Annotated in this window: 17 protein-coding genes; 9 read left to right on the forward strand and 8 right to left on the reverse strand. The window is 73.8% G+C overall.

Going from position 1 to position 20,854, the window contains the following annotated elements; genetic code table 11:
- Positions 1–8: 8 nt before the first annotated feature.
- The 4 genes from ACFQZ6_RS07145 to ACFQZ6_RS07160 form a co-directional block, all read right to left on the reverse strand.
- Entirely contained in the window at positions 9–1,484 is a 1,476-nt protein-coding gene (locus ACFQZ6_RS07145; RefSeq protein ID WP_381605750.1) for a CitMHS family transporter, read from the reverse strand.
- A gap of 123 nt (positions 1,485–1,607) precedes the next feature.
- Positions 1,608–3,839: a molybdopterin oxidoreductase family protein gene (locus ACFQZ6_RS07150; RefSeq protein WP_381605752.1), complete on the reverse strand. Its 2,232-nt coding sequence runs from the start codon at positions 3,837–3,839 to the stop codon at positions 1,608–1,610.
- Between the two features lie 130 nt (positions 3,840–3,969).
- Positions 3,970–4,575, reverse strand: a complete 606-nt coding sequence (locus ACFQZ6_RS07155; RefSeq protein ID WP_381618133.1) for a TetR family transcriptional regulator — start codon at positions 4,573–4,575, stop codon at positions 3,970–3,972.
- Between the two features lie 194 nt (positions 4,576–4,769).
- Positions 4,770–5,348, reverse strand: coding sequence for a hypothetical protein (locus ACFQZ6_RS07160; RefSeq protein WP_381605753.1), 579 nt, complete (start codon positions 5,346–5,348; stop codon positions 4,770–4,772).
- Positions 5,349–5,504: 156 nt separating this feature from the next.
- Between ACFQZ6_RS07160 and hmgA the strand changes: the two genes are divergently transcribed.
- The 4 genes from hmgA to ACFQZ6_RS07180 all read left to right on the forward strand — a co-directional run bounded on the left by hmgA (position 5,505) and on the right by ACFQZ6_RS07180 (position 10,080).
- On the forward strand, positions 5,505–6,854 hold the full coding sequence (gene hmgA / locus ACFQZ6_RS07165; protein WP_381605755.1) for a homogentisate 1,2-dioxygenase: 1,350 nt from the start codon (positions 5,505–5,507) through the stop codon (positions 6,852–6,854).
- A 28-nt stretch (positions 6,855–6,882) separates the two neighbouring features.
- Positions 6,883–7,632 carry a GntR family transcriptional regulator gene (locus tag ACFQZ6_RS07170; protein ID WP_381605757.1) on the forward strand — a complete coding sequence of 250 codons (750 nt, stop codon included), beginning with the start codon at positions 6,883–6,885 and terminating at the stop codon, positions 7,630–7,632.
- Positions 7,633–7,658: 26 nt separating this feature from the next.
- Positions 7,659–8,810, forward strand: coding sequence for a type ISP restriction/modification enzyme (locus tag ACFQZ6_RS07175; RefSeq protein ID WP_381605759.1), 1,152 nt, complete (start codon positions 7,659–7,661; stop codon positions 8,808–8,810).
- A gap of 73 nt (positions 8,811–8,883) precedes the next feature.
- Positions 8,884–10,080, forward strand: a complete 1,197-nt coding sequence (locus ACFQZ6_RS07180) for a CaiB/BaiF CoA transferase family protein (protein ID WP_381605761.1) — start codon at positions 8,884–8,886, stop codon at positions 10,078–10,080.
- A 23-nt stretch (positions 10,081–10,103) separates the two neighbouring features.
- Here ACFQZ6_RS07180 and ACFQZ6_RS07185 read toward each other — a convergent pair whose 3' ends face one another.
- From ACFQZ6_RS07185 to ACFQZ6_RS07195, 3 genes are all read right to left on the reverse strand, one after another.
- On the reverse strand, positions 10,104–10,373 hold the full coding sequence (locus tag ACFQZ6_RS07185; protein WP_381605763.1) for a hypothetical protein: 270 nt from the start codon (positions 10,371–10,373) through the stop codon (positions 10,104–10,106).
- A 127-nt stretch (positions 10,374–10,500) separates the two neighbouring features.
- Entirely contained in the window at positions 10,501–11,316 is an 816-nt protein-coding gene (locus ACFQZ6_RS07190; protein ID WP_381605765.1) for an anti-sigma factor, read from the reverse strand.
- Positions 11,313–11,855 (reverse strand): sigma-70 family RNA polymerase sigma factor, encoded by a 543-nt coding sequence (locus tag ACFQZ6_RS07195; RefSeq protein ID WP_381605767.1) that lies wholly within the window; start codon positions 11,853–11,855, stop codon positions 11,313–11,315. The genes ACFQZ6_RS07190 and ACFQZ6_RS07195 overlap by 4 nt, the downstream gene beginning before the upstream one ends.
- Before the next feature lie 208 nt (positions 11,856–12,063).
- On the opposite strand from ACFQZ6_RS07195, the gene ACFQZ6_RS07200 reads away from it, so the two are divergent.
- The 4 genes from ACFQZ6_RS07200 to ACFQZ6_RS07215 all read left to right on the forward strand — a co-directional run bounded on the left by ACFQZ6_RS07200 (position 12,064) and on the right by ACFQZ6_RS07215 (position 18,303).
- A complete protein-coding gene (locus ACFQZ6_RS07200) occupies positions 12,064–13,602 on the forward strand; it encodes a DUF4331 domain-containing protein (RefSeq protein WP_381605769.1) in 1,539 nt (512 codons plus the stop codon).
- A 93-nt stretch (positions 13,603–13,695) separates the two neighbouring features.
- Positions 13,696–15,090, forward strand: coding sequence for a tetratricopeptide repeat protein (locus tag ACFQZ6_RS07205; RefSeq protein WP_381605771.1), 1,395 nt, complete (start codon positions 13,696–13,698; stop codon positions 15,088–15,090).
- The gene (locus ACFQZ6_RS07210; RefSeq protein ID WP_381605773.1) at positions 15,087–16,625 is read left to right on the forward strand and encodes a nickel/cobalt transporter; all 1,539 of its coding nucleotides are present in this window, start codon (positions 15,087–15,089) and stop codon (positions 16,623–16,625) included. The genes ACFQZ6_RS07205 and ACFQZ6_RS07210 overlap by 4 nt, the downstream gene beginning before the upstream one ends.
- Positions 16,626–16,656: 31 nt before the next feature.
- Positions 16,657–18,303 carry a serine/threonine-protein kinase gene (locus tag ACFQZ6_RS07215; RefSeq protein ID WP_381605775.1) on the forward strand — a complete coding sequence of 549 codons (1,647 nt, stop codon included), beginning with the start codon at positions 16,657–16,659 and terminating at the stop codon, positions 18,301–18,303.
- 36 nt (positions 18,304–18,339) lie between these two features.
- On the opposite strand, the gene ACFQZ6_RS07220 is transcribed toward ACFQZ6_RS07215, so the two are convergent.
- Complete coding sequence (locus ACFQZ6_RS07220) at positions 18,340–19,143, reverse strand: SGNH/GDSL hydrolase family protein (protein ID WP_381605777.1); 804 nt, start codon at positions 19,141–19,143, stop codon at positions 18,340–18,342.
- 325 nt (positions 19,144–19,468) lie between these two features.
- On the opposite strand from ACFQZ6_RS07220, the gene ACFQZ6_RS07225 reads away from it, so the two are divergent.
- A complete protein-coding gene (locus ACFQZ6_RS07225) occupies positions 19,469–20,677 on the forward strand; it encodes a S8 family peptidase (RefSeq protein ID WP_381605779.1) in 1,209 nt (402 codons plus the stop codon).
- Positions 20,678–20,854 lie beyond the last annotated feature (177 nt).

The following is a 20,854-nucleotide window of genomic DNA, read 5'->3' on the forward strand; positions in this document are numbered from 1 at the left end:
AACGCGGGTCAGATGATGCCGAAGAGGATGCCCGCCCCGAGGATCACCAGGCAGGTCAGGGCCGCCCACTTGACCACGAAGCGGGTGTGGTCGCCGAACTCCACCCTGGCCATGCCGACCAGCACGTACACGGCGGGCACCAGCGGGCTGGACATGTGCAGCGGCTGGCCGACGAGCGAGGCGCGGGCCATCTCCAGCGGGGAGACGCCGTGCGCGGCACCGGCCTCCGCGAGCACCGGCAGGACACCGAAGTAGAAGCCGTCGTTGGACATGAAGTAGGTGAGCGGCAGGCTCAGCACCCCGGTGACGAGGGCCATGTGCGGGCCCATGCTGCCGGGGATGGTGTCGACCAGCCAGCGGGCCATGGAGTCGACCATGCCGGTGCCCTGGAGGACGCCGGTGAAGACGGCGGCGGCGAAGACCATGCCGGAGACGTTGAGGACGTTGTCGGCGTGCGCGGCGAGCCGGGCCTTCTGGTCGGCGGTGCGCGGGAAGTTGACGGTGAGCGCGAGCGCGGCGCCGAGCAGGAACAGCACCGGGATCGGCAGCCACTCCATGATCATGGCGGTCAGCAATGCGCCGGTGAGCAGCGCGTTGAACCAGTACAGCCGGGGCCGCAGGGTGGGCCGCGCGGGGTCGAGCACCTGGAAGGCGGCCTCGTCGTCGGCACCGCCACCGGTGCCCGTCGCCGACTTGCCGGTGCCCCCACCGGTGCCCGTCGCCGACTTGCCGGTGCCCCCACCGGTGCCCGTCGCCGCCTTGCCGGTGCCCCCACCGGTGCCCGTCGCCGCCTTGCCGGTGCCACCACCGGCTCCCGCCCCGAGGAGCACGGTCTCCTTCTCCTCCACCAGCACCTCGTCCAGCGCCAGCGTGCCCAGCCGCCTGCGCTCGCGCACGCCGAGCACGTACGACAGCGCGATCACGAGGACCAGGCCCACGGCGAGCGCCGGGATCATCGGGACGAAGATGTCGCTGGCGTCCAGCTTGAGGGCGGTGGCGGCGCGGGCGGTGGGGCCGCCCCACGGGAGGGTGTTCATCACGCCGTTGGCCATGGCGGCGACGCCGGTGAGGATGACCAGGCTCATCCTCAGCCGCTTGTAGAGCGGGTAGAGCGCCGAGACGGTGATCATGAAGGTGGTGGAGCCGTCGCCGTCCAGGGAGACGATCGCGGCGAGCAGCGCCGTGCCGACGACGACGCGCATCGGGTCGGCCTTGCAGAACCTCAGGATGCCCCGCACGACGGGGTCGAAGAGACCGACGTCGATCATCACACCGAAGTAGACGATCGCGAACATGAGCATCGCGGCGGTCGGCGCGAGGCTGGTGACGCCGTCGATGACGTAGTCGCCCAGGTGGGCGCCCTTGCCGACCAGCACACAGAAGAGTGCGGGGATCAGCACGAGCGCCGCGATGGGTGACATCTTCTTCATCATGATCAGCACCAGGAAGGTCGCGATCATGGCGAAGCCGAGGATGGTCAGCATGATGGGGATACCTAACGTTCGCCCTTGAACTCCCACCAGGGTCGGCGGTGCGTTGGACGTTAGGACCCGCTCGACGGCGTTAACAAGACGTTGACGTGCGAGCAATAAGCGCGAAAGTCCAGGTCACGGGCGTGCGATCAGTTCGACGGGGACGCCGTTGAGCACCGCGTTGCCGGACAGCGGGTCGAGCAGGCTGCCGTCGAGGAGCTGGTTGACGTTGGCGCCGGGGTCGGTGGCGGCGTGGTGGAGCCGGGTGCCGGGGCGGTCGTGGCCCCAGCCGTGCGGCAGGCTGACGACGCCCCGCCGGATGTCGGCGGTGACCTCGGCGGGCGCGGTCACCTCGCCCCCGGCGCCCTTGACCCGTACGGGCTGTCCGTCGCGCACCCCGAGCCGGTCGGCGTCGTCGGGGTGGATGTGCAGGGTGCAGCGGTTGGAGCCGCCGGTGAGGGCGGGGACGTTGTGCATCCAACTGTTGTTGGAGCGCAGGTGGCGGCGGCCGACGAGGACGAGCCCCGCGGGCCGCTCGTCCAGCGCCTCCCGCAGCCGCGGCAGGTCGTCCGCGATCGGCCCCGGCAGCAGCTCAACCTTCCCGCTGCGGGTCTTCAGCGGCTGCGGCAGCCGGGCGGCGAGCGGCCCGAGGTCGATGCCGTGCGGGTGCGCCAGCAGCCGCTCAAGGGTCAGCCCGTCGGGGCGTACGCCGAACCCGTCGCCGTAGGGGCCGAGGCGCAGCATCAGGTCGAGCCGTCGCTCGGGGCCGTCGTCGCCGGTGAGCCGCGCGGCCAGTTCGCGGGGGTCGCGGCCGTACGCCGGTGAGTGCGGCTCCTTGACCGCCTTGCCGAGGGTCTGGTCGATGACCATGGCGTCGACGGCGGCCGGGTCGGTGCCGTGGGCGCCCGTCACCGCGAGGATCAGACGGGCGTGGATCTCCGTCTCCGCCATCCGCCCCGGTTCCAGCGGGACGGCGGGGCGGGTGTAGCGGACCTGGTTGCGGACGGCGAGGGTGTTGAAGGCGAAGTCGTGGTGCGGGCTCTGCGCGGGCGGCGGCGGGGGCAGGACGACGTCGGCGTGGCGGGAGGTCTCGTTGAGGTAGGGGTCGACGCTGACCATGAAGTCCAGCCCGCCGAGCGCCTTGTCGAGGCGGTCGCCGTCGGGGACGGACAGCACCGGGTTGGCGGCGATGGCGATGACGGCGTGGATCGGTTCGCCCTCGTCGGTGGCGGTGTCGATCTCCTCGGCCAGGGCGGCGATGGGCAGTTCGCTCTTGGCCTCGGGGTGCCCGCTGACCCGGGACCGCCAGCGCCCGAGCGCGAAGCCGCGGCCGGGTCCCGCGGGGCGGGGCGTCCGGTCGGTGGCGGCCAGCGGGAAGAGGGCGCCGCCGGGCCGGTCGAGGTTGCCGGTGAGGATGTTGAGGACGTCCACGAGCCAGCTCGCGAGGGTGCCGTGCGGGACGGTGCAGCTTCCGATGCGGGCGTAGACGGCGGCGGTGCGGGCGGCGGCGAGTTCGCGGGCCAGGGCGCGGATGACGGGGGCCTCGACGTCGCAGGCGGGGGCGACCGCGTCGGGGGTGAAGTCCTTGAGTGCGGCGGGGAGTTGGTCGACGCCCTCGACGTGCGGCGCGAGGCCCCCGAGGTCGACGAGGCCCTCGTCGAACAGGACGGTGGCCATCGCCGCGAGCAGCAGCGCGTCGGTGCCGGGGCGGACGGCCACGTGCCGGTCGGCGAGCTTGGCGGTGCGGGTGCGGCGCGGGTCGACGACGGTGAGGGTGCCGCCGCGCGCCCGGAGCGCCTTGAGCTTGCCGGGGAAGTCGGCGGCGGTGCACAGACTGCCGTTGGACTCCAGCGGGTTGGCGCCGATGAGCAGCAGGTGGTCGGTGTGGTCGAGGTCCGGCACCGGGATCGCGCCCGCGTCACCGTAGAGCAGGCCGCTGGAGACGTGCTTGGGCATCTGGTCGACGGTGGAGGCGCTGAACACGCTGCGGGAGCCGAGGGCGCCGAGCAGCACGGGCGGGTAGAGGCCCCCGGCCATGGTGTGCACGTTGGGGTTGCCGAGGACGACGCCGACCGCGTTCGGGCCGTACCGCTCCACGACCGGGCGGATTCCGGCGGCGACCGCGTCGAACGCCTCCTCCCAGGTGGCCTCGCGCAGTTCCCCGTCCCGCCGGACCAGCGGGGCGCGCAGCCGGTCGGGGTCGCCGTCGACGGCGCCGAAGGAGGCGCCCTTGGGGCAGATGAACCCCTTGCTGAACACGTCCTCGCGGTCGCCCCGGGCGCCGGTGACGCGGGTGCCGTCGATGGTCAGCGTCAGGCCGCAGGTGGCCTCGCACAGGGGGCAGATTCGCAGGGCGGTGCGGGGCACGGGTCCTCCCGGGACGTGCGGCGGCGGTGACGCGCGGACGGGCCGAGCATACCGACCGGTACGCATGTCGGGGAGGGGTCGGGAGCAACCCTCGGGAGCGGCCCTCGGGGACAACCCTCCGGGGGCCCGCTCAGTCCAGCACCCGCCCCAGGTACGCCCGCAGCAGCTCCCGCATCTCCGCGATGATCCGCTCGTCCCCCTCCGGGTCCACCCGGAACGCGAGCTGCACCAGGGTGTCGGCGGTCTCCACGGCGACGAGGAAGGTGCGCCGCAGGTCGTCGTCGGGGTCGCGGGGCAGATGACCGGAGAGCAGCGCGGTCAGCCGGTCCGCGACCCGGTGGTTGGGTTCGGCGTGCCGGGCGCCGACCGGGATCTGGTTGCCGAAGTCGACCAGCGAGAACCCGGGCGCGGTGCGCTTCATGGCGAGGTACTCGTCGAGTACGGCGTCCAGGGCCGCCCGCCAGCCGCCGTCGGCGCCGTCGGCGCCGCCCTTCAGCCGCTCGGCGACGCGCGCGGTGTAGCGCTCCAGGTTGCGCTGGGCGAGGGCGTCGACCATCTGCCGCTTGTTGCCGAAGAAGCGGTAGACCGAGCCGATCGGGACCCCGGCGCGCAGGGCGACGGCCCGGGTGCTCAGCTCGTCGTACCCGACCTCGTCGAGGAGGTCGGCGCAGGCGTCGAGAATCCGGGTCAGCCGCTCCGCGCTGCGCCGCTGCACGGGCGCGCGGCGCAGCGGCACGGCGGGGGGCGCGGCGGGGGACGGGACGGCGGGCGGGGAAGCGGGCCGAGAAGAGGGCTGAGGCCGGGACTCGGACTGGAGCGGGGACTCGGGCTGGTGCTGAGACTGGGACTCGGGCTGGGCTGGAGGCCGGGGCTGGGCAGAGGGCACGGGCTTCATGATGCCTCCCCACCTGGGTCCGGGTGAACGTGGAACTACGGTACGGACGCCGACGCGCCCGCCGACACCGACGCGGTCGCCGTAGCCGTAGCCGTAGCCGTGGCGGTAGCCGTCCCCTCCGCCCCCGACACCGTGATGTCGGCCGTGCGCTCCACCGGCTCCCCGTCGGCCGCCCACACCGTGCCGTCGTCGGCGTAGAGCCGGGCGGTGACGTGGTGGGTGCCGCGCGGGACGAGCCGGGCGGCGAGGCGGTACTCCGGGGTGCGCAGCTCGGCGATGAACCGGCCGTCCAGGAAGAGCCGGGCGACGCCCCGTCCGGCCACGGCCTTGGCCGCCGCGCCCTCCGGGGAGAAGCGGAAGCGCTCCAGGGTCAGGGTGAGGTCCCAGCCGTCGCCCGAGCCGTCGGGCTGCACCTCGATGTCGACCTCGGGCGCGTCGTCCTCGTCGACCTCGCGGAAGGCGCGCCCGCCCTCGTCGGTGTCGTCCAGCAGTCTGCCCACCGGTGAGGGCGACACCTCGCGCTCACCCGTGTCACTCGCGCCACAGCCCACGGCTCCCGCCACCAACAGGACGCACACCGCGAGCGCGGCGAGGAGTCCCCGTATCCACGACATGCCGGGAGCGTAGAACACCGGTACGACACGTCGAATCCCCCTGGAGTCGGGTTCCGGTCATCCGTCCAGAGGAGGTCCTTGAACCCCTTGCGTCCGGGAAACCGCAATCCTACGGTGATCCATAGGAATCAGTGTGCGCAAGGGAGCGATGCGATCATGAGCGGGGACCCGCGGAAGACCGCCGAAGGACTGACCTACCTCTCCGGCTTCGGCAACGAACACAGCTCGGAGGCCGTCCCGGGCGCCCTGCCCGAGGGCCGCAACTCACCCCAGCGGGCCCCCCTCGGCCTGTACGCGGAGCAGCTCAGCGGGACGGCGTTCACCGAACCGAGGGCGCACAACCGGCGCTCGTGGCTGTACCGCGTCCGCCCCTCGGCCGCGCACCCGGCGTTCACCCGCACGGACAACGGCGCGCTCGGCACGGCCCCGTTCACCGAGACCGTCCCCGACCCCAACCGGCTGCGCTGGGACCCGCTCCCGGCGCCCGCCGAGGGCACCGACTTCCTCGCGGGCCTGTGGACCCTCGGCGGCAACGGCGACGTGACCCAGCGCTCCGGCATGGCGGTGCACCTCTACCACGCCAACGCCGCCATGGACCGCGTCTTCGGCGACGCGGACGGCGAACTGCTGATCGTCCCCGAGCACGGCGGGCTGCTGCTGCGCACCGAGTTCGGGCTGCTGCGCGCCGAGCCGGGCGAGGTGGCGCTGATCCCGCGCGGGGTCCGCTTCCGCGTCGACCTGCTGGACGACACCGCGCGCGGGTACGTCTGCGAGAACTACGGCGCCCCGTTCCGCCTCCCCGACCTCGGCCCGATCGGCGCCAACGGACTGGCCAACCCGCGCGACTTCCGCGCCCCGGTCGCCGCGTACGAGGACACCGAGGGCGAGGTGGAGGTCGTCAACAAGTTCTGCGGCAACCTGTGGCGGGCCGTGTACGACCACTCCCCGCTCGACGTCGTCGCCTGGCACGGCAACCACGTGCCGTACGTGTACGACCTGCGCCGCTTCAACGTCCTCGGGACGATCTCGTACGACCACCCGGACCCGTCGATCTTCACGGTGCTGACGTCGCCGTCGGACACCCCGGGGCTGGCGGGCATCGACTTCGTGGTGTTCGCGCCGCGCTGGCTGGTGGGCGAGGACACCTTCCGGCCGCCGTACTTCCACCGGAACGTGATGAGCGAGTACATGGGCCTGATCGAGGGCGCCTACGACGCGAAGACGGCCGGGAAGGGGGGCTTCGTGCCGGGCGGCGGCTCGCTGCACAACATGATGTCGGCGCACGGCCCGGACCGGGAGACGTTCGACCGCGCCAGCGCCGCCGAGCTGGTCCCGCAGAAGGTCGACGACGGGCTCGCGTTCATGTTCGAGACCCGCTGGCCGGTGACGCTCACCGGCCGCGCGGCCCGCGCGGACCACCTCCAGCCGCGCTACGACGACGTGTGGCGCGGCCTGGAGCGCCACCACCGCGCGCTTCCCTCACCTGAGTCCGCCGGGTTGCACTGATCATTCCCCTCCCGGTACGGATGGCCCCGTGACCTCCTTCGCCCCGGACTCGATCGTCCTGAACCGCAAGCTGCCGCTCTGGTACCAGGTGTCGCAGTCCCTGCGCGCCTCGATACTCGGCCGCTCCCCGCGGGACCCGCTGCGGCTGCCCACCGAGGAGCAACTGGCCGCGCACTACGGCGTGAGCGTGCTGACCATGCGGCAGGCGCTGAAGGAGCTGGAGGACGAGGGGCTGATCACCCGGCACCGCAGACGCGGCACGTTCATCGAGCCGGACGCCCGCCGGGGCACCCCGGTGCGGCTGCTCGGCTCGGTGGACGCGATCGTGGCCCAGCAGTCCGGCATGACGACCGAAATGCTGGACCACGGTCCCGCGCCCGTGCCCGCCGAACTCGCCGAGTACTTCCCGGACCTCGGCGAGGTGGCGACGTACCACCGGCTGCGCAGCGACGAGAAGACCGGCGAGCCGACCAACCACGCCCGCAACCACGTCCGCCCCGAACTGGCCGCGCGCATCGACCTGGACGACCTGGTGCGCTGGCCGATGACGAAGGTGCTGCGCGACGTCGTCGGGGCGGACATCAGCCGCATCACGGACACGGTGGAGGCCCGCCTCGCGGACCCGGAGACCGCCCAGCTCCTCCAGGTCCCGCTGCTCAGCCCGATCCTGCACTACACGGGCGTCACCTACGACACCTCAGGGCGCCCCCTGGACGTGGCCGTCATCCAGTACCGCGGCGACCGCTTCTCCTTCACCGTGACCCTGGACGCGACCTGACCCCCGTGTCAGGGCGCCGTCGTACGATGCCGGGCGTGACGCCCGACGACGACGCTCCGCCGCTCGCGGACCTCATGCCGTGGTCCGTCGCACCGCCACGCCTCGGCCGGGGCTGGCCGGTGGCTCCCGACGCGGCCTGTCTGCGGGCCCGTTGGGACGCCCTGGTGAAGGCGGACGGGCCCGAGCGCGAGGCCCTGTTCGAGCCGACGCGGTCCCGCACACCGCACACCGCCGTGGCCCAGTTGCCGGGCCGGTCCGGCGGCACGGAGCGGCTGGTGCGCGCCGACGGCCCGTGCCCGGAGCCGGTGCGGGTGCTCGCGGCGCCCTTCGACGAGCAGTGGCTGATCCCCGACCACCGGCTGATCGACGCGGCCCGCCCGGAGCTGTGGCGGGTCGCGGACGACCAGCAGGTGTTCGTCGTCGAGACGCCGGAGCGGCTGTTGGCGACCTCCCGGCTGCCCCTGATCCGCCCCGGCCGCGTCCGCCCGCTGTACCGCCGCCCCGGCGGCACCGAGCCCAATCTGGCCCCCGGCCTGCTGGCCCACCTCAGCGCCCGCCTCGGCGTGGACTGCGCGCCGCTGGACGTGCTGGCCTGGACGCTCGCCGTCGCCCGCCCGGACCTCACCGTGCCGCTCACCGCGGACCGCGCGCTGTGGGCGCACGGCACCGAGCTGGGCCACCGCCTGCTCTGGCTGCTGCGCCGCGACGGCGACCGCCCCAAGCTCCCCGGCGGCCGACGCCCCTACGTCCGCGCCCCGCTGCCGTCCCAGCCCCTGACCCTGGCCTACGACCGTGACGAGGAGGCCCTCCACCTCGACGAGGGCCGCATCTCCCCGGTGCCGCCGCAGGCGTGGGACTTCGAGGTGGACGGCGTGCGGGTGCTGGAGCGCTGGTTCACCGGGCGCACCGCCGCCCCCGCCGAGCCGGGCACCCTGGCGGCGATCCGCCCGGCGACCTGGCGGCAGGGCTGGACCTCGGAGCTGCTTGAGCTGATCACCGTACTCGCGCTGCTCGCGGAACTCCGCCCCCAACAGGAGGCGTTGGCGGTCACCGATCCCGTCACGGCGGCCGACCTGCGCGCGGCGGGCGTGCTGCCGGTCCCGGCGTCCGCGCGCCGTCCCGCGACGGTCCTGGACCACCGCGAGGAGGGCCCTGAGGGCCAGTTCGCGCTGCTGTGAGGCGGCGGTGCCGCGCGCTGCGGTGGGGCGGCGGTCATGACAAACGCGCCGGGCGCGGGTCATGATCCCCGGCATGACAACCCAGCCTCCGCCCCTCGCGGGCGTCACCGTCGTCGCCGTCGAGCAGGCCGTCGCCGCGCCCTTCGCCACCCGGCAGCTCGCCGACCTCGGCGCCCGGGTGATCAAGGTCGAGCGCGTCGACGGCGGGGACTTCGCCCGGGACTACGACACGGCGGCGGGCGGTCTCGCCTCGCACTTCGTGTGGTGCAACCGCGGCAAGGAGTCGGTCGCCCTCGACCTGAAGGACCCGCGCGGGCTTGACGTCGTACGGCGGCTGGTGGCGGACGCGGACGTGTTCGTGCAGAACCTCGCGCACGGGGCGGCGGCCCGGCTCGGCCTGGACGCGGCCACGCTGTGCGCCGCGCACCCGCGGCTGGTCGCCGTGGACATCTCGGGCTACGGCTCCACCGGCCCGTACGCCGACCAGCGGGCCTACGACATGCTCGTGCAGTGCGAGGCGGGCCTGGTGTCGGTGACCGGGACGCCCGAGCAGCCGGTGAAGGCGGGCATCCCGGCCGCCGACATCGCGGCGGCGATGTACGCCTTCTCCGGCGTCCTCGCGGCGCTGCTGCGGCGCGGCACGACGGGCCGGGGCGGCCCGGTGGAGGTGTCGATGCTGGAGGCGCTGGTGGAGTGGATGGGGCATCCGTTGCACCACGCGATGCACGGAGGCACACCCCCGGCGCGCACAGGGCTCGCGCACGCCGTCATCGCGCCGTACGACGCCTACGCGACGGCGGACGGCGGGCGGGTACTGCTGTCGGTGCAGAACGACCGGGAGTGGCGGCGGCTGGCCGAACGGGTCCTGGGGCGGCCGGAACTGGGCACGGACCCGGCGTTCGCGACGAACGCCGCGCGGGTGGCGAACCGGGAGCGGACCGACGGGCTGGTGGCGGACGCGCTGGGCGCCCTGACGGCGGACGGGGCGCTGGCCCGGCTGACGGACGCGGGCATCGCCTGCGCCCGCCTGCGGGACGTACGGGAGGTGGCCGGGCATCCGCAGTTGGCGGCCCGGCGGCGGTGGCGGGAGGTGGGGACGCCGGTGGGCCCGCTGCGGGCGCCGCTGCCGCCGATCACCCTGCCGGGCGGGGACACGGCGGGGATGGGCGACGTGCCCGCGCTCGGGCAGCACACCGGGTCCGTGCTGCGTGCCGTGGGGATGACGGACGACGAGATCGCAGCACTGCGCCGGGACGGCGTGGTGGCCTGAGCGCGGTCAGCGGCCGGTGGGGGTCAGTGACCTCCGAACAGCGAACGGCGCAGTCGGCGCAGCGGCGCGAAGAGCGAGACGCGACGCACGCGGGCGCCCCGGTCACTGCGTCGCTGTGCGGTGTCACGGGCGGTGATCTCCCGCATCAACAAGGTCGCCTCGGCCGCCTCCTGCTGCGGTATGGCGGGACCCGCCAGCACCGCGAGATGGCGGTCGAGGCGCGAGCTGGTCGCGCTGCTCCCGCAGGTGATCGCAGGGACCCTGGCCCTGCTGCGCACTGTTATCTGTTCCATGTCACTCCCCACCCGTACGAGTCCACCCGGCCCCGGGCAGGGTAACCCTATCGCCCCATCCGGGCACGCGTGTATCGCGGTCACAGGATTCACCTTCCCCACAAGGGCGTTGACGATGCCGTGCCGACTACCCTCCGAATCCGACCGATTTCAGGGTGACTTGGACAACCGGCTGGGTGGTGGGCCGCGGTGAGCCCCCGTCGGGTTCGACGGTCACGGCGAGTGACGTCGCCGATCGTTCCAGGCCGGAGGCGACCAGCGGCGTGTCCCCGTCGAAGAGCCCGAGGGAGCGCGGTTGCGCACCGGGGCGCATGAGCCACAGTTGGTGCACTCGGTCGCCCGGCGGATCGCCGTACCCGCTCAAGGTCACCACCGCGCGCCCCTCCGAGGCGGAGGCCACCACTCCGATCAGTCGTCCCCGCGCGTCCCGGCCGGTCTCGGCGCGGGCGTCCGGGGCGGCGAGAACGTGGGCGATCTCACGCGCCCGGTCCCGCTCGGCGGACAGCTCGTCCTGGGTGCGGTGGGCCTGCACGGCGAAGAGCCCGGCGACGACGAGGGCCGCCGCGGCGGTCGCGGTGGCGAGCGGCACGAACAGGGGGCGCGCCCGCCGCGCACGCGCGCGTGCCGGTGGCGGTTCCGTCCCCCACACGTGCGGCGGCAGGCCCCCCGGCGCCGCCGCGGGCGCGGGCGCGGGTTCCTGCGGGGTGGTGCGTACGGCGGCCAGGACCCGTTCGCGCAGGGCGGGCGGCGCGGGCGTGGCCGTGGACCAGGCGAGCCGCACGGCGTCCTCGGTCAGCGCCCGCACCTCGGCGGCGCACCGGGGGCAGCGGGCGAGGTGCCTCTCGAAGCGGACCCGCTCGGCGGGTTCCAGGGCGTCCAGGGCGTAGGGGGCGGCGAGCGAGTGGACGTCGCCGCGGCGCAGCAGCCGGTCGAGCGGGGTCATGCGGCACCTCCCAGGCACTCGCGCAGCCGGGTGAGCCCGTCCCGCATCCGGGTCTTGACCGTACCCAGCGGCAGGGAGAGCCGTTCGGCCACCTCCCGGTAGGTGTACCCGTCGTAGTAGGCGAGGGTGACGGACTGGCGTTGCAGCGCGGTCAGCCGGTCCAGGCAGCGGCGCACCCACTCCCGTTCCATCCCGGCCTCCACCTCCTCGGAGACCTGGTCGAAGGCGGGCTGCCGGGACCGCAGGGCCTCGCGCTGCTCGCGCTCCCCGGCGGCGCGGGCGCTGCGCACCCGGTCCACGGCGCGGCGGTGGGCGACGGTGAGGACCCAGGCGAGCGCGCTGCCGCGGCCGGGGTCGAAGCGGGCGGCGGACCGCCACAGTTCGAGGAGCACCTCCTGCGCCACCTCCTCCGACTGCGCCGGGTCGCGCACCACCCGGCGCACCAGCCCGAACACCGGCCCGGACACCAGCGCGTACAACTCCTCGAACGCCCGCTGGTCGCCGCCCGCGACCCGCCGCAGCAACTCCTCGGCCTGCACCGCTCCCCCCTCACCCCGGCCACACCGGCTCGGTCGTCCCGTCACACCAGGCATTCGCACCGAACACACCTCCGGATGGGGTTACGGATCGGCGCGCGCGAAACGCGGGTCCGGGCGGCGCCAAAACATTTTCCGGCCGGACCAATCCACCCCTCCCGGGGCTCCGAACCCTTCTGCGTCAGGCAAGTTGGCACGGAGGACGGACGGCATGACACCTCATCCCAGGAGCAGTGCGGGGCGCAAGGGCCTCGCGACCCTCGTATGTGGCGCGCTGGCCGCCGGGGCGCTCGCCGCCGCTGGCGCGACCGCGCTGGAGCCGGGGGCGGCCAGCGCCTCCAGCCACCGGGAGGCCCCGTTGATCTCGGGGACACCGCAGTACGACAACACGGACGTGTACGCGTTCGTCAGCCCGGACAAGCCGGACACGACGACGATCGTCGCGAACTGGACTCCCTTCGAGCAGCCCGCGGGCGGCCCGAACTTCTACCCGTTCGCCGAGGACGCGCAGTACGACCTGCACATCGACAACAACGGTGACGCGCAGGGCGAACTGCTGTACCGCTTCACCTTCAGGACGCATACGAAGAACAAGAAGACGTTCCTCTACAACACCGGCCCGGTCGAGAGCCTGGACGACCCGGACCTCAACATCACCCAGACCTACGACATCGAGCTGCTGCGCCTGAGGAACCAGGCCCTGGTCTCCCGGACGAAGATCGCCGACGACGTTCCGGTGGCGCCGTCCAACGTGGGCAAGGCGTCCATGCCGGACTACGCGGCGCTGCGGCGGCAGGCGGTACGGGACCTCGGCAACGGCGTCACGGCCTTCGCGGGGCAGGCCGACGACCCGTTCTTCCTCGACCTGCGCGTCTTCGACCTGCTGTACGGCGGTGACCTCACCGAGGTCGGCAACGACACCCTCAAGGGCTACAACGTCAACTCCATCGCCCTCCAGGTGCCGACGCACATGATCACCGAGTCGGCCGGGCAGCCGGTCGTGGGCATCTGGTCGACGACCCAGCGCAAGAACGCCCAGGGGCACTTCACGCAGGTGTCGCGGCTCGGCAACCCGTTGGTGAACGAGGTCGTCAACCCGCTGAAGGACAAGGACAGGTTCAACGCGGACTCGCCCTGGAACGACGGGCAGTTCCTGAAGAACGTCACCCACCCCGAGCTGCCGAAGCTCATCGAGGCGATCTACAAGATCGAGGCGCCCGCCGAGCCGCGCGACGACCTCGTCGACGTGTTCCTGAAGGGCGTCAAGGGCCTCAACCAGCCGCCGCACGTCCGCCCCTCGGAGCAACTGCGGCTGAACACCTCCATCGAGCCGACGGCCGAACCCAAGCGGCTCGGCGTCCTCGACGGCGACAACGCGGGCTTCCCCAACGGCCGTCGACTCTCCGACGACGTGCTCGACGCCGCGCTCCAGGTCGTCGAGGGCGAACTCGTCGGCGCGAAGAACGACCTCGGTGACGCCGTCGACAAGAACGACAAGGACTTCGAGGAGGCGTTCCCGTACGTCGCCCTGCCGACCGAGGGCTCACGCGGGCCGCTCGCCAAGGGCACCACGGACGGCAACGACGTCCGCACCGAGATCGGCGACGCGCTCCAACCGGCCGGGGCGTCCGGCGGCTCCTCGACGGACACCACGCTGGTCGCCGCCTCGGCGGGGGCGGGCGCGCTGGGGGTCCTGCTGATCGGCACCGGGCTGGTGTGGTGGCGGCGGATGCGGGGGCGGGCGTACTAGGCGCCGCGTCGCCGCGAGGCACGGATCGGGTAACCACCCCGCGCCCCCTGAGTGGGGCGCGGGCCATCGTCCAACGAACCGGGGAGAGAGGGCATGACCGCGGAGGCAGGACGGACCAGGCGGGCCGCGCGGCTCGCGGGGTGCGCGGTGTTGCTGGGGGTGGCGTTGACCGCCGGGTCGATCGCGGTCGGGGAGCTGCGGGGCGGCGAGCGAGCCGACACCGTGGCCGCGGCGCCCGGCGCGCTCCCGGCGCGGCTCGGCACCGGCGTTGACCTGGAGGCGAGCGTGACGGCGCTCCAGGCGCACCTCAAGGCGCGGCCCGGGGACTTCACCGGGTGGGCCACCCTCGGGCTCGCCTACGTCGAGCAGGCCAGGACGGACGGCGACCCCGCCCGGTACCCGCGGGCGCGGCGCGCCCTGGACCGGTCCCTGGAGCTGCGGCCCGGCAACGACCAGGCGCTGGCCGGGCACGCCGCCCTCGCCGCGGCCCGGCACGACTTCACGGGCGCGCTGCGGTACGCCGACCGGGCGCTGGAACAGAACCCCTACAGCGAACGCGCGCTGGCCACCCGTATCGACGCACTGGTCGAACTGGGCCGCTACGACGACGCGTCCGAGGCCGCCGACACCGCCGACGACCGGCGGCCCGGCATCCCGGTCTTCACGCGGTACGCGTACGTGCGGGAACTGCGCGGGGACGTGGACACGGCGCGGCGCGTCCTTGAGCAGGCGCTCGGCGCGGCGACCGCGCCGGGTGACATCGCGTACGTCGCCACCGCGCTCGGCCAGCTCGCCTACCACCAGGGGGACTACGGCACGGCCCTGGGCCACTACGCGCGTGCGCTGGCCGCCGACGACGGGTATCTGCCCGCGCTGGAGGGGCGGGCCCGCGCGCAGGCCGCGGACGGGGACCGGGCGGCGGCCGTCAAAGGGCTGGAGCGGGTGGTGGCCCGCGCGCCGCTGCCCGGCCCGCTGGTCGCCCTCGGCGAGCTGTACGAGGCGGGCGGCGACCGGGCACGCGCGCGTGAGCAGTACGCCCTCGTCGAGGCGTGGACGGCGCTCGCGCGGGCGGGCGGCGTCAACGCCGACCTGGACACGGCGCTGGCCGCCGCCGACCACGGCGACGCGCGGGCCGCCCTGCGCGCGGCGCGCGCGGAGTGGCACCGCCGCCACACCGTGCACACCGCGGACGCCCTCGCCTGGGCCCTGCACCGCACCGGTCATGACGCGGAGGCCCTGCGGTACGCCCGCGCGGCCACGGCGACCGGCTACCGCAACGCCGCGTTCCTCTACCACCGCGGCCTGATCGAACACTCCCTCGGCCACCGCGACCAGGCCCACGCCTCCCTCACGGCGGCCCTGACCCTGAACCCCGGCTTCTCGCCCCTGGGCGCGCGGGAGGCCCGCGGCGCCCTGAACGACCTCAAGGACGTGAAGGACCTCAAAGAGCCCAAGGACGCGAAGGACCGGAAGGAGACGACCCGATGAGTGCCCGCCGACGCGCGCTCCGCCGCGTCCTGGCCCCCGCAGCCGCCCTCTTCGCCGCGCTCACCGCCCTGCTCCTGCTGTCCGCCCCGGCCGCGAGCGCGCACCCCTTGGGGAACTTCACCGTCAACCGGTACGACGGCCTGGTGGTCGCCCCCGGTGAGCTGCGCGTCCGTCACGTCGAGGACCTCGCGGAGATCCCGGCGACCCAGGCCGCGCCGGACGTGGCGCGGCTGGGCCTCGACGCGTGGGCGCGGCGGCGGTGCGCGGCGGCCGCGCGGGACAGCGCCCTCACCGTCGGCGGACGGGACGTCCCGCTCACCGTGGGCGACAGCCACGCGCGCGTGCGGCCCGGTCAGGCGGGGCTCGACACCCTGCGCCTGGAGTGCGGGCTGCGCGCCCCGCTCCCCGACGGCGAGACCACGACCGCCCTCGCCTTCCGCGCCGCGGGCGACCGCGACGGGCCCGGCTGGCGGGAGATCACGGCACGCGGTGACCGTATGACGCTCACGGCGTCGGACGTGCCGCGCGGGTCGGTGTCCCGGGAACTCACCCGCTACCCGGAGGAGTTGCTGTCCTCCCCGGCCGACACCCCCACCGCGGCCCTGCGCGTTCGCCCCGGCGGTCCCCCGCTCACCGAGGCGTCCCCGGACGACGCGCCCGGCGCCGCCGTCCTCCCCCGTGGCGCCGACCGCTGGACCCGCGCCCTGGACTCCCTCGTCGCCCGCCAGGACCTCACCGTCGGGTTCGCCGCGCTCGCGCTGGTCGTCGCGGTCGGCCTCGGCGCGCTGCACGCGCTCGCCCCGGGGCACGGCAAGACCCTGATGGCGGCGACCGCGGTGGCCCACGGCGGCCGGGCCCGGCTGCGGCAGGTCCTGCCGCTGGCCGCCTCGGTGACGGTCACGCACACCCTCGGCGTGGTCGCGCTCGGCCTGCTCATCACGGCGGGCTCGGCGGCCACGCCCTCGGTGCTCGCCTGGCTGGGCATCGCGAGCGGCGCCCTGGTGACGGCGGCGGGCGCCACCCTCGTACGCCGGGCCCTCCGCAACCGCCACCCCGCACGCGGGCACCCCCACACCCACGACCGCCCTCACAGCCACGACCACCCCCATGACCACCGCCACAGCCACGACCACGACCACAGCCACAGCCACAGCCATGACCACGGCCGCCCCCACGCCCACCCCACCACCCCCACCCTCCGCGGCACCGTGCTCCTCGGCTTCGCGGGTGGGCTCGTGCCCAGTCCCTCCGCCGTCGTCGTGCTCGTCGGCGCCGCCGCACTGGGGCAGGCGTGGTTCGGGCTGCTGCTGGTCGTGGCGTACGGCGTCGGGCTCGCGCTCACCCTCACCGCCGCCGGGTTCGCCGTGGTGAAGGTCGGCGGGGGCGTGACGCGGTTGCTCGACCGGCGCCCGCGTTGGACCGCGGGCCCGCTGGCCGCCGTCGTACGCCGGGCGGCCCCGCTGGGATCCGCGTGCGTCGTCGTCGCCCTGGGGGCTGGATTGGTGCTCAGGGGGGCGGCATCCGCACTCGGCTGAGCTACTTTGTGAGGAAAGGGAGATTCGCGCCATGCGGCCTGTGCGAAGGGGAGTGCCCGTGACCGAGACCCCGGGCGGCGCACGTGTGATCGCGGGACGCTACCGCCTGCTGTCCCCGCTCGGTGAGGGCGGGATGGGGACCGTGTGGCGCGCCCGGGACGAGGTGCTGGCCCGCGAGGTCGCCGTCAAGGAGGTGCGCGCCCCGCACGGGCTGCCCGCCGCCGACGTGGAGCGGCTGTACGCCCGCCTGGAGCGGGAGGCCTGGGCCGCGGCCCGGGTCGCCAACCGCAACGTGGTGACGGTGTACGACGTGGCCACGGACGAGGGCCGCCCCTGGATCGTGATGGAGCTGGTCCGCGGGATATCGCTGGCGGAACTGCTGGAGGCGGAGGGCCCGTTGGCGCCGCGCCGGGCGGCGCACGTCGGCGCGGAGGTGCTGGCCGCGCTGCGCGCCGCGCACGAGGCCGGGGTGCTGCACCGGGACGTGAAGCCCGCCAACGTGCTGCTGTCGAACGACGGCCGGGTGGTGTTGACGGACTTCGGCATCGCCACGGTGGAGGGCACCTCGGCGCTGACGATGACCGGTGAGGTGATCGGCTCGCCGGAGTTCCTCGCCCCGGAGCGCGCGCTCGGGCGCACGCCGGGCCCGGAGTCGGACCTGTGGTCGCTCGGGGTGCTGCTGTACGCCGCCGTCGAGGGGAACTCGCCGTTCCGGCAGAACACCCCGCTGAACACCCTGCGCGCCATCGTCGACGAGGAGTTGCCGCCGCCGCGCCGGGCGGGTCCGCTCGCCGGGGTGATCGCGGGGCTGCTGCGCAAGGACCCGGCGCAGCGGCTCTCCGCCGACCAGGCCGAGCGTGACCTGCGGCTGGTCAGCGCCGGGGGCACTCCCCGCGCGGACTTGGCGGACGCGGCGCCGTACGCGCCGACCGTGGTCGCGCACCACCAGCCGACCGCGCCGACCCGCCCCGTCCCGCCCCCGGCGCCGACGACGCCCACCAGCACCGCGTCCACCACCGGAACTCCGCCCGGCCGGGACCGCCGTACCGTCGCCGTGCTGGTCGCGGGGGTCGTCGCGCTGGCGCTGGCGCTCGGCGGGCTGACGTACGCGCTGCTGAACAGCGGCGGCGATGACGACGGCGGGCGCGCGGAGGGGGCGAGTTCGGACGCCGGGCGGCCCACGTCGCCGTCGCCGACGACCGATGACGAGGCGGGCGGCGGCGCGTCGAGCGCGGAGCCCACGCCGTCCCCGACGCCGAGTCAGAGCGAGAGCGAGGAGGAGCCGACCTCGGCGGCGCCGCAGTCGGTGCGCGTCAGTGTCGCCGGTGCCCGCACGGAGTACGCGGGCCCGTGTCCGCCGTCGAGCGACGAGGCGCCGTCGTTCACGGCGACGTTCACGGTGGGCCGGGTGCCCGCGGAGGTCGACTACCGCTGGGTCACGCGGGACGGCGAGCTGGCCGACGCGGGCTGGAAGACGCTGTCGTTCCCGGCGGACGGGGCGAGGACCCGGCAGGACCAGGTGGTCGTGACCACGTATGCCGACAGCGGCACGTACGAGAACGAGGTCAGTGTCGAGGTGCGCGACCCGGTGCGCGCGACGTCGAACGCGGTCGCCTTCTCGGTGACCTGTGTGACGGAGACCCCGACGGACGGGGCCTCCGCTTCGTACAGTCCCTGAACACGGCCGAGGGAGGCGTGTTCGAATGACTCGGGGTCAGGCGGCGTTGCGGAAGACGGGCAGGTAACCACCCGACTGGCCGTTGGCGGTCGGGTGGTACGACTCGCCGATGTTCAGCCAGTTGACGCTGTGGAGCCAGGCGCTGCCGGAGCAGAGTTCGTGGCCGGTGAAGGTGGTGCGGACGTCGCCGAAGGTGAAGCCGTACGCGGCGGCGCGCTGGGCGATGACGCTGTTCATGAGGTCGGAGGCCTGGTTGATGGCGCTGCGCTTGGTCTCCGACAGGCCGAGGCACGTGGTGCCGAGCTTGTAGAAGCGGGGGTAGCCGAGGACGACGACGTGGGCGGAGGGGGCCCGGTTGCGGATCGCCGTGTACACGTTGTTGAGCTTGCCGGGCAGGGTGTTGTTGACGTACGCCCGCGCGGTGTTGATGCGGTCCAGGCAGCCGCTGTCGGACGAGACCACACAGGTCGTCATGACGTCGGCGAACCCGGCGTCGTTGCCGCCGATGCTGATGGAGACCAGGCCGGTGCTGGAGCTGAGCGCGCCGAGCTGCCCGGCGAGAACGTCATCCGTACGAGCGCCGGAGCAGGCGACGAAGTTGAAGGACGCGGGTGAGTTGGCGGCGGCCCAGAGGTAGGGGTACGCGGCCGTGCTGCGCTTGCAGTCGCCGCTGGAGCTGATGTAGCTGCCCGCGCCGACGCCGGACGAGTAGGAGTCACCGAGCGCCGCGTAACTGGTCGCGGCGGATTCGGCGCCCTGCGCCGCCGTGGCCCCGGTGAGGGCCGCGGTGAGCGCGAGGAGGGTCGAGGTCAGGAATACGACAAGGCGGGAACGTCTCATGGAACCTCCCTTTAGCAGGATCGCTGCGTGGACCTTGATACCAGCTACGCGCGTTGACTGGAAGTGTCCATGCCAAAACTTCCGTCGCCAGCGCGTGACAAGCGCCCCCGGTTCACGTCCTGTTCGATTGCCTTCGATTACGTGCTCATGACAGATTTGTTGACAGGCGCTCATCTCTCTTGTCCCCAGCGCGAGTCGGCTCCACTCTTGATCCCGGCCCCGAGCGGTACGCGACGTTCCGGGCCGTGCGCGCGAAGACGCGCGCACCCCCCACACGCGCCCGCCCCACCCCGGCGTGCGCCGCCTTGAGGAGGACTCCCTCGTAATGGCACAACTGCGGAGCAAGAAGGTGCGGCTCGCCGCGATAACCACCCTGGCGACCGCCGCGCTCGTGGGCGGGCTCACCACCCTCCCCGCCCAGGCCGCACCGGCCGAGGGCACGGTCCTCGCGGCCGACTCCCCCACCGCCATCAAGGACAGCTACATCGTCACGCTCAAGAAGGCCGCGGGCTTCAAGGCGTCCTCGACCACCGGCAGGAACCTGATCAAGGAGTACGGCGGCGCGGTCAACAAGACGTTCGGCAAGGCGCTGAACGGCTACACCGCCACCCTCTCCGAGACCGAGGCGAAGAGACTCGCCGCGGACCCGGCCGTCGCCTCCGTCGAGCAGAACCAGCGCGTCCAGCTCGCCGACACCACCCAGTCCAACGCGCCCTGGGGCCTGGACCGCATCGACCAGACCTCGCTGCCGCTGTCCGGCACCTACACCTACCCGGACAGCGCGGGCAGCGGCGTGACCGTGTACGTCATCGACACCGGCGTCCGGATCACCCACTCCCAGATCAGCGGCCGGGCCAGCTACGGCTACGACGCCGTCGACGGCGACACCACCGCCTCCGACGGCAACGGCCACGGCACCCACGTGGCCACGACGGTCGCCGGATCGACGTACGGCGTCGCCAAGAAGGCGAAGATCGTCGCCGTCCGGGTGCTGAACAACAGCGGCTCCGGGACCACGGCGGGCGTCATCGCGGGCATCGACTGGGTCACCTCCCACCACTCCGGCCCGTCGGTGGCCAACATGTCCCTGGGCGGCGGCGCCTCCACCACCCTGGACAACGCCGTGCGCAACTCCATCGCCAGCGGCGTGACCTACGCCATCGCCGCGGGCAACAGCAACGCCAACGCCTCCTCGTCCTCCCCCGCCCGGGTCACCGAGGCCATCACCGTCGGCGCCACCACCAGCACGGACGCGCGGGCCAGCTACTCCAACTACGGCTCCGTCCTGGACCTCTTCGCGCCCGGCTCCTCCATCACGGCGGGCTGGTACACCAGCGACACCGCGACCAACACCATCTCCGGTACGTCGATGGCGACCCCGCACGTCGCGGGCGCGGCGGCGGTCTACCTCGCGGGCCACACCTCGGCCACCCCGGCCCAGGTCGCCTCGGCGCTCACCGCGGGCGCCACGACCGGCAAGGTGACCAGCCCCGGCACCGGTTCCCCGAACCGCCTGCTGAAGATCGTCCCGTGACACCCCTGATGCCGTGACACCCCTGAACGGCGTGTGACGACCGGTTCCCCGGGGGCCTGACGCCGCCCCCGGGGAACTCCGCTGCCCCACGGACAGGTTGACCGCTGACACTCCGGACAGACACCGACACTTCACGCGCACCTCGGAAACCGGGTGCGGGCGGCGCCCGAGTGCCCG

This window comes from Streptomyces flavalbus (assembly GCF_042674625.1).
Lineage (GTDB): Bacteria > Actinomycetota > Actinomycetes > Streptomycetales > Streptomycetaceae > Streptomyces > Streptomyces flavalbus.

Excerpts from the sequence above, each read along its gene's own strand:
- ACFQZ6_RS07225 (WP_381605779.1), top strand. The coding sequence starts at position 19,469 with ATGGCACAACTGCGGAGCAAGAAGGTGCGGCTCGCCGCGATAACCACC.
- ACFQZ6_RS07215 (WP_381605775.1), top strand. The coding sequence starts at position 16,657 with ATGCGGCCTGTGCGAAGGGGAGTGCCCGTGACCGAGACCCCGGGCGGC.
- ACFQZ6_RS07180 (WP_381605761.1), top strand. The coding sequence starts at position 8,884 with ATGACAACCCAGCCTCCGCCCCTCGCGGGCGTCACCGTCGTCGCCGTC.
- ACFQZ6_RS07160 (WP_381605753.1), bottom strand. The coding sequence starts at position 5,348 with ATGTCGTGGATACGGGGACTCCTCGCCGCGCTCGCGGTGTGCGTCCTG.
- ACFQZ6_RS07205 (WP_381605771.1), top strand. The coding sequence starts at position 13,696 with ATGACCGCGGAGGCAGGACGGACCAGGCGGGCCGCGCGGCTCGCGGGG.
- ACFQZ6_RS07220 (WP_381605777.1), bottom strand. The coding sequence starts at position 19,143 with ATGAGACGTTCCCGCCTTGTCGTATTCCTGACCTCGACCCTCCTCGCG.
- ACFQZ6_RS07185 (WP_381605763.1), bottom strand. The coding sequence starts at position 10,373 with ATGGAACAGATAACAGTGCGCAGCAGGGCCAGGGTCCCTGCGATCACC.
- hmgA (WP_381605755.1), top strand. The coding sequence starts at position 5,505 with ATGAGCGGGGACCCGCGGAAGACCGCCGAAGGACTGACCTACCTCTCC.
- ACFQZ6_RS07175 (WP_381605759.1), top strand. The coding sequence starts at position 7,659 with ATGCCGGGCGTGACGCCCGACGACGACGCTCCGCCGCTCGCGGACCTC.
- ACFQZ6_RS07200 (WP_381605769.1), top strand. The coding sequence starts at position 12,064 with ATGACACCTCATCCCAGGAGCAGTGCGGGGCGCAAGGGCCTCGCGACC.
- ACFQZ6_RS07145 (WP_381605750.1), bottom strand. The coding sequence starts at position 1,484 with ATGCTGACCATCCTCGGCTTCGCCATGATCGCGACCTTCCTGGTGCTG.
- ACFQZ6_RS07210 (WP_381605773.1), top strand. The coding sequence starts at position 15,087 with ATGAGTGCCCGCCGACGCGCGCTCCGCCGCGTCCTGGCCCCCGCAGCC.
- ACFQZ6_RS07190 (WP_381605765.1), bottom strand. The coding sequence starts at position 11,316 with ATGACCCCGCTCGACCGGCTGCTGCGCCGCGGCGACGTCCACTCGCTC.